9 protein-coding genes are annotated in these 13,157 nt (G+C 61.9%); 8 read left to right on the top strand and 1 reads right to left on the bottom strand.

Annotated elements, in window-relative coordinates:
- The first annotated feature begins 39 nt into the window (after positions 1–39).
- The 4 genes from LQ249_RS25490 (at position 40) to guaA (ending at position 4,862) form a co-directional block, all read left to right on the top strand.
- Entirely contained in the window at positions 40–807 is a 768-nt protein-coding gene (locus LQ249_RS25490; RefSeq protein WP_046382185.1) for a sulfite exporter TauE/SafE family protein, read from the top strand.
- A 136-nt stretch (positions 808–943) separates the two neighbouring features.
- Positions 944–1,492 (top strand): hypothetical protein, encoded by a 549-nt coding sequence (locus LQ249_RS25485; RefSeq protein WP_017846163.1) that lies wholly within the window; start codon positions 944–946, stop codon positions 1,490–1,492.
- A gap of 240 nt (positions 1,493–1,732) precedes the next feature.
- On the top strand, positions 1,733–3,202 hold the full coding sequence (gene guaB, locus LQ249_RS25480) for an IMP dehydrogenase (RefSeq protein WP_017846162.1): 1,470 nt from the start codon (positions 1,733–1,735) through the stop codon (positions 3,200–3,202).
- Between the two features lie 82 nt (positions 3,203–3,284).
- Complete coding sequence (gene guaA / locus LQ249_RS25475; protein WP_046382186.1) at positions 3,285–4,862, top strand: glutamine-hydrolyzing GMP synthase; 1,578 nt, start codon at positions 3,285–3,287, stop codon at positions 4,860–4,862.
- A 156-nt stretch (positions 4,863–5,018) separates the two neighbouring features.
- Here the strand turns inward: guaA and treR are convergent, their stop codons facing one another.
- The gene (gene treR / locus LQ249_RS25470) at positions 5,019–5,723 is read right to left on the bottom strand and encodes a trehalose operon repressor (protein WP_017846160.1); all 705 of its coding nucleotides are present in this window, start codon (positions 5,721–5,723) and stop codon (positions 5,019–5,021) included.
- A gap of 238 nt (positions 5,724–5,961) precedes the next feature.
- On the opposite strand from treR, the gene treP reads away from it, so the two are divergent.
- The 4 genes from treP (at position 5,962) to ptsP (ending at position 13,155) form a co-directional block, all read left to right on the top strand.
- A complete protein-coding gene (treP, locus tag LQ249_RS25465) occupies positions 5,962–7,404 on the top strand; it encodes a PTS system trehalose-specific EIIBC component (RefSeq protein WP_017846159.1) in 1,443 nt (480 codons plus the stop codon).
- 118 nt (positions 7,405–7,522) lie between these two features.
- Positions 7,523–9,169 (top strand): alpha,alpha-phosphotrehalase, encoded by a 1,647-nt coding sequence (treC, locus tag LQ249_RS25460; protein ID WP_057004574.1) that lies wholly within the window; start codon positions 7,523–7,525, stop codon positions 9,167–9,169.
- Between the two features lie 111 nt (positions 9,170–9,280).
- Entirely contained in the window at positions 9,281–10,501 is a 1,221-nt protein-coding gene (locus LQ249_RS25455) for a maltoporin (RefSeq protein WP_026139927.1), read from the top strand.
- 122 nt (positions 10,502–10,623) lie between these two features.
- Entirely contained in the window at positions 10,624–13,155 is a 2,532-nt protein-coding gene (ptsP, locus tag LQ249_RS25450; protein WP_232565968.1) for a phosphoenolpyruvate--protein phosphotransferase, read from the top strand.
- Positions 13,156–13,157: the final 2 nt, after the last annotated feature.

The following is a 13,157-nucleotide window of genomic DNA, read 5'->3' as shown; positions in this document are numbered from 1 at the left end:
ATGGCTAAAGTGATGGACATCTCTTTCAAGGAATTACCCATGAGCCCGGTTGAGCTGATGAGTCAGTGGTCGTTTGGCGGTACAGATTGGCTGGTGATCGGCCTGGGCGTTGCCGTGGCCTATATCGTGTTTGGCATCGCCGGGTTCGGTACGGCGCTGGTGGCGGGGCCGATCCTGCTTATGTTCATGCCGCTGTCGAAGATCATCCCGCTGCTGGTGTTGCTGGATTTTATCGCGGCCTTCGGCAACCTGCTGCAATCGCGACGGGATGTGAACAAGCCGGAGCTGTTGCGACTGCTGCCGTGCATGGCGATCGGTTGCACCCTGGGCGTGGTGTTTTTGCTCAACCTGCATTCGGATCTGTTGCTGTTGTTGATGGGGCTGTTTATCAGCGCCTACGCGATTTACACCTTGGCGGTGAAGGCCCGGCCGGCGCAACTGGCGGCGGGCTGGGCGGTTCCCATGGGCACCGTCGGCGGTTTGTTCGGTGCGTTGTTCGGCAGTGGCGGCTTTCTATATGCGATCTACTTGAGCAGTCGTTTGCCCAAGGACGCCGCGCGCGCCACGCAAAGCGCGTTGATCAGTTGCAGCACCGTGGTGCGCCTGAGCCTGTTCCTGATCGCCGGGGTGTATGCCGACATGCCGCTGTTGCTGCTGGCGGTTTGCCTGCTGCCGGCGATGGCCCTGGGGTTGTGGTGTGGGCGGCGGCTGACGTTGCGCATGTCCCGTGAGGCGTTTGTGCGATTGGTCACGTGGCTGGTGCTGGCCAGCGGCATTGCCTTGATTGGGCGGTACCTGAGTACTTGACCTGTGTTGGGCAGGGATTAAGCTGCCTGCCTTCAGGGCTTCTTCGCGAGCAAGTCCGCTCCCACAGTCGATCGCATTGCAAGGTGGGAGCCGGGCTTGCCCGCGACGGCGCCAGACGTCATACCGCAGGGCTCCCATGAATTCCCAAAGCATCCTTGTCCCGAAAATCTCCACCTTGCCCGTCCACGAACCCCGTGCCCGGGCGATCGTGCGCTGGCTGGTGCGCAAGAACATCATCAAGGAAGAGCTGACCACCTGCGGGCGCACCGGCAACCGCATGGCCTACGCCCTGGCCGACGGCGCCCGCGCCGTGGTGCTGCACCCGGATGCGCTGCCGTTCAACGAACCCGTCAATGGCCTGGAAATCATCTACAAGCGTTGCATCTATACACCGGCCAAGGGTTTTCTCGAAGAAGCCGGCTGCCCGGAATGCCTCAAGGAAATCGGCGAGGCGCTGTTCGACAGCCTGGAAGAGTGGATGCCCGGCCACACCGACAACTTCACCTGCCCGCTGTGTGGGCATGAGGATGACATCAACGGTTTTCTGTTCCTGCAGGAATGTGGGTTTTCCAACCTCGGATTCATCTTCAACAACTGGGCGGAGGCGGGGTTCAAGCAGAGCTTTATCGACGAATTTGCCGATTGGTTGGACCAGAAGATCAGTTGGGTCAAAGTCGAGTTGTAGGCTGCAAGCTCAACCCTTTGTAGGAGCGAGCTTGCTCGCGAAAACCGTCAACGATAATCCGGGTAGTCTGGTTAAACGCGGTGTCTTGGTGTTCTTCGCGAGCAAGCTCGCTCCTACAGAAAAGCAGCATCTTTTCTCCATCTATCAGTATTACCAAGTTTGTCAGAGTTTTACGTTGAGACCTGAGGGGTGTCTGAGTATAATGGCGCGCTTCCATTTTCCCGCTCGGGAGCCCCCGCGATGCTGCGTATCAGCCAAGAAGCTCTGACATTCGACGACATTCTCCTAGTGCCCGGTTATTCCGAGGTGCTTCCTAACGAAGTCAGTCTCAAGACCCGCCTAACCCGTGGCATCGAGCTGAATATTCCCCTGGTTTCCGCTGCCATGGATACCGTCACCGAAGCCCGTCTGGCCATCGCCATGGCTCAGGAAGGCGGTATCGGCATCATCCACAAGAACATGACCGTCGAGCAGCAAGCTGCCGAAGTGCGCAAGGTCAAGCGTTATGAAGCCGGTGTGGTGAAAGATCCGATCACCATCGACGCTGACGCCACCGTGCGCGACCTGTTCGAACTGACCCGCCTGCACAACATCTCCGGCGTTCCGGTGCTGCACAATGGCGACCTCGTCGGCATCGTCACCTCCCGTGACGTGCGTTTCGAGAACCGTCTTGAAGTCACCGTCCGCGAAGTGATGACGCCTAAAGAGCGTCTGGTCACGGTCAAGGAAGGCGCCAACAAGAACGACGTGCGCGAATTGCTGCACAAGCACCGCATCGAGCGCGTGCTGATCGTCGACGACAAATTCGCCCTCAAGGGCATGATGACCGTCAACGACATCGAAAAAGCCAAGGCTTACCCGCTGGCCAGCAAGGATGACCAAGGTCGTCTGCGCGTCGGCGCGGCAGTCGGCACCGGTAAAGACACCGGTGATCGCGTAGCAGCCCTGGTTGCTGCCGGTGTGGACGTGGTGGTGGTCGACACCGCCCACGGTCACTCCAAGGGCGTGATCGACCGCGTTCGCTGGGTCAAACAGAATTTCCCTGAAGTCCAGGTGATCGGCGGCAACATCGCCACCGGTGCTGCCGCCAAGGCCCTGGCCGAAGCGGGCGCGGATGCGGTCAAGGTCGGTATCGGCCCTGGCTCGATCTGCACCACGCGTATCGTCGCCGGTGTGGGCGTGCCGCAAATCAGCGCCATCGCCAACGTCGCCGAGGCCCTCGAAGGCACGGGCGTTCCGTTGATCGCCGACGGCGGTATCCGGTTCTCCGGTGACCTGTCCAAGGCCATCGTCGCCGGTGCTTCCTGCGTGATGATGGGCTCGATGTTCGCCGGTACTGAAGAAGCCCCGGGCGAGATCGAACTGTTCCAGGGTCGTTCGTACAAGGCTTACCGCGGCATGGGTTCGCTGGGCGCCATGTCCCAGGCGCAAGGTTCTTCCGACCGTTACTTCCAGGACTCTTCGGCAGGCGCCGAGAAACTCGTTCCGGAAGGCATCGAAGGCCGTGTGCCGTACAAAGGCACCCTGAGCGCGATCATCCATCAACTGATGGGCGGCCTGCGTTCCTCGATGGGCTACACCGGTAGCGCCAACATCGACGAAATGCGTACCAAGCCAGAGTTCGTGCGGATCACCGGCGCCGGTATGGCCGAATCCCACGTCCATGACGTGCAGATCACCAAGGAAGCGCCAAACTACCGCGTAGGTTGAGGCTTCCAGCATAAAGTTAAGTAACCGGGGCTGTCTTATTCAGCCCCGAGTTGTTTCTGATTCATTAGACGAGACTGATCTCATGGCCCTCGACATTCACGCCCACCGTATCCTGATCCTCGATTTCGGTTCCCAGTACACCCAACTGATCGCCCGTCGCGTGCGTGAAATCGGCGTGTACTGCGAACTGCATCCGTTCGACATGGACGACGCAGCGATCCGCGAATTCGCACCGAAAGGCGTCATCCTCGCCGGCGGCCCCGAGTCGGTACACGAAGCCAACAGCCCGCGCTGCCCGCAAGCCGTATTCGACCTGGGCGTGCCCGTGTTCGGTATCTGCTATGGCATGCAGACCATGGCCGAGCAGTTGGGCGGCAAGGTTGAAGGTTCCGAGCTGCGTGAATTCGGTTATGCCCGTGTCGACGTGGTCGGCAAGAGCCGCCTGTTGGACGGCATCGAAGACCACGTCGACGCCGACGGCCTGTTCGGCCTCGACGTGTGGATGAGCCACGGTGACAAAGTCACCAAGATGCCGCAAGACTTCCACATCCTGGCCAGCACCCCGAGCTGCCCGATCGCCGGCATGTTCAACGACGAGCGTGGTTACTACGGCGTGCAGTTCCACCCGGAAGTGACCCACACCAAGCAAGGCGGGCGCATCCTGTCGCGCTTCATCCTCGACATCTGCGAGTGTGAAGCCCTGTGGACCCCGTCGAAAATCGCTGAAGACGCCATCGCCAACGTGCGTGCCCAGGTCGGCACCGACAACGTCCTGCTCGGCCTGTCCGGCGGCGTTGACTCCTCCGTGGTTGCTGCGCTGCTGCACAAGGCCATCGGTGATCAACTGACCTGCGTATTCGTCGACAACGGCCTGCTGCGCCTGCACGAAGGCGAGCAAGTGATGGCCATGTTCGCCGAGAACATGGGCGTCAAGGTGATCCGCGCCAACGCTGAAGATCAGTTCCTGAACAACCTGGCCGGCGAGTCCGACCCGGAGAAGAAGCGCAAGATCATCGGCCGCACCTTCATCGACGTATTCGATGCCCAGTCCAACAAACTGGACAACATCAAGTACCTCGCCCAAGGCACCATCTACCCCGACGTGATCGAGTCGGCTGGCGCCAAGAGCGGCAAGGCCCACGTGATCAAGTCCCACCACAACGTGGGTGGCCTGCCCGAGGAAATGAACCTCAAGCTGGTCGAACCGTTGCGTGAGCTGTTCAAGGACGAAGTCCGCCGTCTCGGCCTGGAACTGGGCCTGCCCTACGACATGGTCTACCGCCACCCATTCCCGGGCCCGGGCCTGGGCGTGCGGATCCTCGGTGAAGTGAAGAAGGAGTACGCCGACCTGCTGCGTCGCGCCGACCACATCTTCATCGAAGAACTGCGCAAGGCCGACTGGTATCACAAAGTCAGCCAGGCGTTCGTGGTGTTCCAGCCGGTGAAATCGGTGGGCGTGGTCGGTGACGGCCGTCGTTACGCCTGGGTCGTGGCCCTGCGAGCGGTGGAAACCATCGACTTCATGACCGCCCGTTGGGCACACCTGCCTTACGAACTGCTGGAAACCGTCAGCGGCCGTATCATCAATGAAATCGAAGGCATCTCGCGCGTGACGTATGACGTGTCGAGCAAGCCGCCGGCGACGATTGAGTGGGAATGATCCTGCCCTAGCAGGTGGATGCTGAATAACAGAACCCCGGCCATGTGCCGGGGTTCTGCGCATCTGAAACACGATAAATCAAACGCCGCAGCAAAAGTGTGGGAGCGGGCTTACTCGCGATAGCGGCCCGCGGCTACGTTTGAGCTTCGCTCGGCCTTAGCGCCGCGCAATATCCGAAAAGTAGAACTTATCCAACGTATGCCGCGACTCGGTGTACTCGAACTGCCGCCCGTCCTGCAGAAACGTCTGGTTGCTTACCACGATCACATGGCTTTGCCCCTCGAGGTCGAGGTGTGCCTGGTCGTCTTTGCCGCGGGGCAGGGCTTCGATGGTGCGTTGGGCGTAGCTGATGTGCAGTTGCAACGTCTGTTCGATGAAGGCGTAGATCGACTGCTCGGCGATGGTGCGGTCCAGGCCGGGGATCAGGTCGGCGACGAAGTGGTTGATGTCGAGGATCACCCGTTTGCCGCCGATGCGCCGCACCCGTTTGATGCGGGTGATCAGGGTGCCGGGTTCGGCCTCGATATGCTGCAGCAGTGAGCCTTCCAGCGGGAACTGGGTGAATTCGACGACGTCGGTGTGGACGTCATCGCCCAGGTCGGCGTGGGTTTCGTGGAAGCTGACGATGCCGCCCAGTTGGAACTCGATGGGGTTGGGCGATAACACAAACGTGCCTTTGCCATGGATTTTCTGCGCAAACCCACGCTCCTGCAGCTGCTCGATGGCCCGCCGCACGGTGCCACGACTGGCCTGGTAGGCATCCATCAGTTCGGTTTCAGAGGGAAGACGGGTGCCGCGTTGCAGGCGTTCGGTGGTGATGTTGGCAAGCAGATCGGTATAGATCTGGTTGTATTTGCTCATGGGGATGGCTCTGTGCCGCGTTTGCGTTCAAGGCAGGAACCTTAGTGGCACGGCTGGGGTTTGTCCATTGGGCCCATGGAAATCTGTGGGCTGTGGCGGGGCCTGATCCAGAAAAAATAGACAATATGTAACTCGTACAGACGAGTTGTTGCTTTAACTCGTCTGTACGAGTACTTTTGCCTTCGGCGTGCTGCCAATGACTGCCCCCCAAATAAAAAAATCAAAGTGGAAACCAAGCATGAGCCACGACTATTCGAACATCGCCCGCGAAATTCTCGAGCACCTCGGGGGCCGCGATAATCTTGAGCAAGCCGCCCATTGCGTGACCCGCCTGCGCCTGGCGCTCAAGGACCCGAGCCTGGTCAACGGCAGCGCGTTGAACCAAGTCGACCTGGTCAAGGGCTCGTTCTTTACCGGTGGCCTGTTCCAGGTGGTGATCGGCCCCGGCGAAGTGGAAAAGGTCTACGCCGCCCTGCGCGAACAGACCGGCCTCGCCGCCGCCACCATCGCCGACGTCAAGAAGAAGGGCGCCGACAAGACCAACGCCATGCAGCGTCTGGTGCGGGTGTTCTCCGATGTGTTCATGCCGATCCTGCCCGCGTTGATCATCGCCGGCCTGTTGATGGGCGTGAACAACCTGATGGGCGCCAAGGGCATGTTCATCGAGGGCAAGACGCTGCTGGAGGCCTACCCGAACCTGGATGGCCTGTGGAGCCTGATCAACCTGATGGCCAACACCTCGTTCGTGTTCCTGCCGGCGCTGGTGGGCTGGTCGGCTGCCAAGCGTTTTGGCGGCAGTGAAATCCTCGGCATCGTGCTTGGCCTGATGCTGGTCCACCCGGACCTGCTCAACGCCTGGAACTACGGCAAGGCGGTGGCCGGCCTCGATGGCCAGAGCCTGCCGTACTTCGATATTTTCGGATGGTTCAAGATCGAGAAAGTCGGCTACCAGGGGCAGATCCTGCCGATCCTGATGGCGGCGTATGTGATGAGCGTCATCGAGAAATGGCTGCGCGCGCGAGTGCCGAATGCCATCCAACTGTTGGTCGTGCCGATCACCACCATCGTCGTCACCGGCGTGCTCGCGCTGGCGATCATCGGCCCGGTGACCCGTCACCTCGGCATCCTGATCACCCAGGGCGTGGTCACCCTGTTTGACCTGGCGCCGATGCTCGGCGGGGCGATTTTCGGCCTGTTGTATGCGCCGCTGGTGATCACCGGCATGCACCACATGTTCCTGGCGGTGGACCTGCAACTGATCTCCACCCAGGGCGGCACGTTTATCTGGCCGATGATCGTCATGTCCAACCTGGCCCAGGGCAGCGCCGCGCTGGCGGTGTTCTACATGGCGCGCAATGCGCGGGACAAAAGCATGGCCTCGACTTCCGCTGTCTCCGCGTATTTCGGCATCACTGAACCGGCGATGTTCGGCGTGAACCTGCGCTTCAAGTTCCCGTTTTATGCCGCGTTGCTGGGCTCGGCACTGGGCAGCATTTTCCTGTCGCTGAACAAGGTGCAGGCCTCGGCCATCGGGGTCGGCGGCTTGCCCGGGTTTATCTCGATCGTGCCGCATGCCATCCCGATGTTTGTGATCGGGATGGTCATCGCGATGGTCGTGCCGTTTGTTCTGACCTGTGCATTGAGCATGAAGATCGTGCGGCCTGGGTATCGCGTTGCCTGAATTACCGCGTTCGCGAGCAAGCCCGCTCCCACAGTTGAATGCGTTCCCCCTGTGGGAGCGGGCTTGCTCCCGACGAGGCCCGAGCGGCGGGTACACAATTTTACTGAAGGAACCCACCATGCAAAACTGGCAACACTCGGTGATCTACCAGATCTACCCCAAAAGCTTTCACAGCCACGCGGGTAACGCCACCGGTGACCTGCTGGGTATCGTGGACAAACTCGACTACCTGCAATGGCTGGGCGTCGACTGCCTGTGGATCACCCCGTTCCTGCGCTCGCCGCAGCGCGACAACGGCTACGACATCAGCGACTACTACGCCATCGACCCGAGCTACGGGACCATGGCCGATTGCGACCAACTGATCAGCGAAGCGGCCAAGCGCGGCATCAAGTTGATGCTCGACATCGTGGTCAACCACACCTCCATCGAGCACGAGTGGTTCCAGCAGGCGCGCAGCAGCCTCGACAACCCGTACCGCGACTTTTACATCTGGCGCGACCAGCCGAACAACTGGGAATCCAAATTCGGCGGCTCGGCCTGGGAATACGAAGCGCAAACCGGCCAGTACTTCCTGCACCTGTTCGATCACACCCAGGCCGACCTGAATTGGGACAACCCCAAGGTGCGCGCCGAGGTGTTCAAGCTGATGCGTTTCTGGCGCGACAAAGGCGTCGGCGGTTTCCGCCTGGATGTGATCAACCTGATCTCCAAGCCCGCCGACTTCCCCGAGGACGCCAGCGACGGTCGGCGTTTCTACACCGACGGTCCGAACGTACACGCGTACCTGCAGGAAATGCACCGCGAAGTCTTCGCAGGTCATGACTTGATCAACGTCGGCGAGATGTCATCCACCAGCCTGGAACACTGCATCCGCTACTCGCGGCCGGAGTCCAAAGAACTGTCGATGACCTTCAACTTCCACCACCTGAAAGTCGACTACCCGAACCTGCAGAAGTGGGTGAAGGCCGACTTCGATTTCCTGCAGCTCAAGCAGATCTTTTCCGACTGGCAACTGGGCATGCAGGCCGGCGGCGGTTGGAACGCGTTGTTCTGGTGTAACCACGACCAGCCACGGGTGGTCTCGCGCTTTGGGGATGACGGTGAGCATCGTGTGGTCTCGGCCAAGATGCTCGCCACGGCGCTGCACTTCCTGCAGGGCACGCCGTATGTGTACCAGGGCGAGGAGTTGGGCATGACCAATCCGGGCTTCGACACGATCGAGCAGTACCGCGATGTCGAAACCCTCAACATCTACCGCCTCAAGCGCGATGCCGGTGAGTCCGAGGCGTCGAGCATGGCGGCGATCATGCAGAAGTCGCGGGACAACGGGCGCACGCCGATGCAGTGGAATGCCCGCCAGCATGCCGGTTTCAGCAGCGGCGAACCGTGGATCGGCATCCCGGCCAACGCGGCGCAGATCAACGTCGACAGCCAACGGGATGACCCGGATTCGGTGCTGCATCACTACCGCAGCCTGATCGCCCTGCGTCGCCAGGAACCGCTGATTCAAGACGGCGTTTACCGCGAACTGTTGCTGGGCCACCTCCAGGTCTGGGCCTACCTGCGCGAAGGCCATGGCGAGCGCCTGCTGGTGCTGAACAACTTCTACGGCAAACCCTGCGAAATCCAGCTGCCCGATCACGTCCTCAACGCCGCTACCCGACAACGCCTGCTGATCAGCAACTACCCCGATTGCCAGGTCAGCACGGGCCCGCTGCTGTTGCGGCCTTACGAATCCTTTGTGCTGCACCTCAAGGACTGACGGCTGGAACGTCGTTGCAACTGCCCCGCGCGACGCGAAGCAGAAGGTCAATTCCCGGTGTGGGAGCACCGGGCGCTTCACACAAACATAATAAAAATATCGGAGTACTTCATGAAAACAACAATAAAGCTGGGCCTCGTTGCATCGTGTCTGAGCTTGCCGTTCGGCGCTCAGGCCCTGGAGTTTGCCGGTTACTTGCGTAGCGGCGCGGGGACGTCGACCGGCAGTGGCAAGCAGCAATGCTTCCAACTGCCGGGCGCGCAATCCAAATACCGGTTGGGCAACGAATGCGAACAGTACGCCGAACTGGAACTGCGCCAGGACCTGCTGACCCTCGACGACGGCTCCGTGCTCAGCGTCGACGCCATGGCTTCGCTCTACAACAAGTACGACCGCGCGCTTAAATTCCAGGGCGAAGACAACGGCTCGGCGCGCATGCCGCAGATGTATGCACAGTGGTCCAACCTGCCCAGCCTCAACGGCGGCTCGCTGTGGGCGGGGCGGCGTTACTACAAGCGTAACGACATCCATATCTCCGATTTCTACTACTGGAACCAGAGCGCCACGGGCGGCGGCATCGAGGATGTGCTGATTGGCGACCTGAAATACAGCTACGCGCTTTCGCGCAAGGACAACCTGTACCAGAAGGAATACGCCACGCGTCACGACTTCAACGTGGCCGGCTTCAAGACCAACCCCGGCGGCGAGCTGGAACTGGGCTTGAGCTACATCGAAAAAGCCGGTGGGCGTGATGCCAACAGCGGTTGGGCGCTGACCGCGCAACATGTGCAAAAACCTTTCCTTGGCGGCAAGAACAAGTTCGCCCTGCAGTATGGCGAAGGTCCCGGCACCGGCCTTGGCTACACCGGCAATACTGCCCTGGATAACAGCAGCAAAAGCTACCGCGCCGTGGAGTTTTTCGACTGGCAGGTGACCCCGCGTTTCGGTGGGCAGATCGAGGCCGTGTACCAGAAAGACATTCGCCCCGGCAGCCAGGACCAGACCTGGATGTCCATCGGTGTGCGTCCGGCCTATGCCATCAGTGAACAGTTCAAACTGGTCACCGAGCTTGGTCATGATCAGGTCGACGCCACCGGCGGTACGCGCAAACTGAGCAAATTCACCTTCGCCCCGACCTGGTCGCCCAAAGGCCCGGATTTCTGGGCGCGCCCGGAAGTGCGTCTGTACTACACCTATGCGAGCTGGAACGCAGCGGCCAAACGCGCGGCGAATGAGCTGGCGGCTGGGTCGGCGTTGTCTGACACCGGCGCCTACGGCACCGCGCGGCATGGCTCGAACGTCGGTGTGCAAGTCGAGTACTGGTGGAAGTGAATCTTCGGATGTAGACAGGCTTAAATGGGGGAGGGGGCAAGCCCTTCCCACATTTGATCTTTGTCACCTCGGGATTTGTATCCACCCAATGATTTTTACAGAACAAAACAGCAGGTGAAGTCATGACCGCAACTCAACCCCTGGAATTGCTTGCGCCCTTGTCGGGCGTGCTGCTGGCACTGGACAAGGTCCCCGACCCGGTGTTCTCCAGCCGCCTGATCGGCGACGGCCTGTGCATCGACCCGACCTCGCAGACCCTCTGTGCACCGTTGGCCGGGGTGATCAGCAATATCCAGGACACTGGCCATGCGGTGAGCATCACGGCTGACAATGGCGTCCAGGTGCTGCTGCATATCGGCCTGGACACCGTGAACCTGGCGGGCAAGGGGTTCAGCCGTTTGGTCGGGGAAGGCCAGCGGGTGGAGGCCGGGCAGCCGTTGATCGAGTTCGACGCCGACTACGTAGCGCTCAATGCCCGGAGCCTGTTGACCTTGATGCTGGTGGTCAGCGGCGAGCCGTTTGCGCTGCTGGCGTCGGACAGCGGCCCGGTCACACTGGGCCAGCCGCTGGTGCGCCTGTCGCCAGGCGAGGCGGCTGAAACCGAGGACGAAGAGGAGGGCGACGCACTGTTCTCCAAACCGTTGACGTTGCCCAATGCCAACGGTTTGCACGCGCGCCCGGCGGCGGTGTTTGCCCAGGCAGCGAAGGGGTTTGACGCCAGTATCTACCTGCACAAGCAAACCCAGAGCGCCAACGCCAAGTCGCTGGTGGCGATCATGGCACTGCAAACCGTGCAGGGCGACACCTTGCAGGTGAGCGCGGCGGGAGAGGATGCCGCCGCGGCGATCAAGGCGTTGGTGGCGCTGTTGGCCGAGGGGTGCGGCGAGAGCGTCGCGGCGCCGGTCGAGGACGTCGAACCGCGTGTGTCGCTGGCGTCCACGAGCCTGCTGCGGGGCGTGTGTGCGTCGCCGGGCTCGGCGTTTGGCCAGGTGGTCCAGGTGGCAGAGCCGGCGCTGAGCATTCCCGAAACGGGCGGCGGCGAAGCACTCGAACGCGCGGCGTTGGACCGTGGCCTGCACGCCGCTACCGAGGCCTTGCAGAGCTTGCAGGCCAAGGCGGTCGGCAGTGCCCAGGCGCAGATCTTCCGCGCCCATCAGGAACTGCTCGAAGACCCGACCCTGCTGGAGCAAGCCCACGACCTGCTGGCCGTCGGCAAAAGCGCCGCCTTTGCCTGGAACAGCGCCACGCTCGCCACCGCCCAACTGTTCCAGGGCCTGGGCAATGCCCTGCTCGCCGAACGTGCGGCGGACCTGGCCGACGTCGGCCAGCGCGTGCTGAAACTGATCCTCGGCATTCACGACCGCGCCTGGGAACTGCCCGAGCGCGCGATCCTGATCGCCGAGCAACTGACGCCGTCGCAGACCGCCAGCCTCGACACGCACAAGGTGCTCGGGTTCGTCACCGTCGGCGGCGGGGCGACCAGCCACGTCGCGATCCTCGCCCGGGCGCTGGGGCTGCCGGCGATTTGCGGGGTGCCGCCGCAGGTGCTGGCGTTGGCCGACGGTCGGCAGGTGTTGCTGGACGCCGACAAGGGCGAGCTGCACCTGGACCCGGACCTGGCCGAGATCGAGCAATTGCAGGCCACCCACCGGGAGCAAATAGTGCGGCGCCAACGCGACGTCGCGCAGGCACGCCTGGCGGCCATCACCCGCGATGGTCATCACGTCGAAGTCACGGCCAACGTCGCGTCGCTTCAGGAGGTCGAGCAATCCCTGAGCCTGGGCGGCGAAGGCGTGGGGCTGCTGCGATCAGAGTTTCTGTACCTGGACCGCCATCGCGCACCGAGCCCCGAGGAGCAAGCCGGCACCTACAACGCCATCGCCCGCGCCCTGGGCCCGGAGCGCAACCTGGTGGTACGCACGTTGGATGTCGGCGGCGATAAGCCGTTGGCCTATGTGCCGATGGATGCCGAGACCAACCCGTTCCTGGGCTTGCGCGGTATTCGTTTGTGCCTGGAGCGCCCCGAGTTGTTGCGCGAACAGTTCCGCGCGATCCTCGCGAGTGCCGGGTTGACGCGGCTGCACATCATGCTGCCGATGGTCAGCCTGCTCTCGGAGCTGCGCCTGGCGCGCACGATGCTTGAAGAGGAAGCGTTGGCGCTGGGGCTCACCGAGCTGCCGAAGCTGGGCATCATGATCGAAGTGCCGTCCGCGGCCTTGATGGCGGACGTGTTCGCGCCCCATGTGGACTTCTTTTCCATCGGCACCAACGACCTGACCCAGTACACCCTGGCGATGGACCGCGATCACCCGCGCCTGGCCAGCCAGGCCGACAGCTTTCACCCGGCGGTGCTGCGTCTGATCGCCACCACCGTCAAGGCCGCCCATGCCCACGGCAAGTGGGTTGGCGTGTGCGGGGCGCTGGCGTCTGAAGCGTCGGCGGTGCCGGTGTTGATCGGGCTGGGGGTGGACGAGCTGTCGGTCAGCGTACCGCTGATCCCGACCATCAAGGCCACCGTGCGCGAGCTGGACCTGGCGGATTGCCAGATCATCGCCCATCAGGTGCTCGGCCTTGAAGAAGCTGCGCAGGTGCGCGAGGCCTTGCGCCTGTACCACGCGGCCACCGTTGAAACCTCACCTGTCGTGGAGCACTGAGC

The sequence above is a fragment of the Pseudomonas sp. 7-41 genome (genome assembly GCF_021233075.1).
Taxonomy (GTDB): Bacteria; Pseudomonadota; Gammaproteobacteria; order Pseudomonadales; family Pseudomonadaceae; genus Aquipseudomonas; species Aquipseudomonas veronii.
The sequence above is the reverse complement of the archived record's forward strand: the minus strand, read 5'-3'. Positions and strand labels throughout refer to the sequence as shown.

Excerpts from the sequence above, each read along its gene's own strand:
- LQ249_RS25490 (WP_046382185.1), top strand. The coding sequence starts at position 40 with ATGAGCCCGGTTGAGCTGATGAGTCAGTGGTCGTTTGGCGGTACAGAT.
- LQ249_RS25485 (WP_017846163.1), top strand. The coding sequence starts at position 944 with ATGAATTCCCAAAGCATCCTTGTCCCGAAAATCTCCACCTTGCCCGTC.
- guaB (WP_017846162.1), top strand. The coding sequence starts at position 1,733 with ATGCTGCGTATCAGCCAAGAAGCTCTGACATTCGACGACATTCTCCTA.
- guaA (WP_046382186.1), top strand. The coding sequence starts at position 3,285 with ATGGCCCTCGACATTCACGCCCACCGTATCCTGATCCTCGATTTCGGT.
- treR (WP_017846160.1), bottom strand. The coding sequence starts at position 5,723 with ATGAGCAAATACAACCAGATCTATACCGATCTGCTTGCCAACATCACC.
- treP (WP_017846159.1), top strand. The coding sequence starts at position 5,962 with ATGAGCCACGACTATTCGAACATCGCCCGCGAAATTCTCGAGCACCTC.
- treC (WP_057004574.1), top strand. The coding sequence starts at position 7,523 with ATGCAAAACTGGCAACACTCGGTGATCTACCAGATCTACCCCAAAAGC.
- LQ249_RS25455 (WP_026139927.1), top strand. The coding sequence starts at position 9,281 with ATGAAAACAACAATAAAGCTGGGCCTCGTTGCATCGTGTCTGAGCTTG.
- ptsP (WP_232565968.1), top strand. The coding sequence starts at position 10,624 with ATGACCGCAACTCAACCCCTGGAATTGCTTGCGCCCTTGTCGGGCGTG.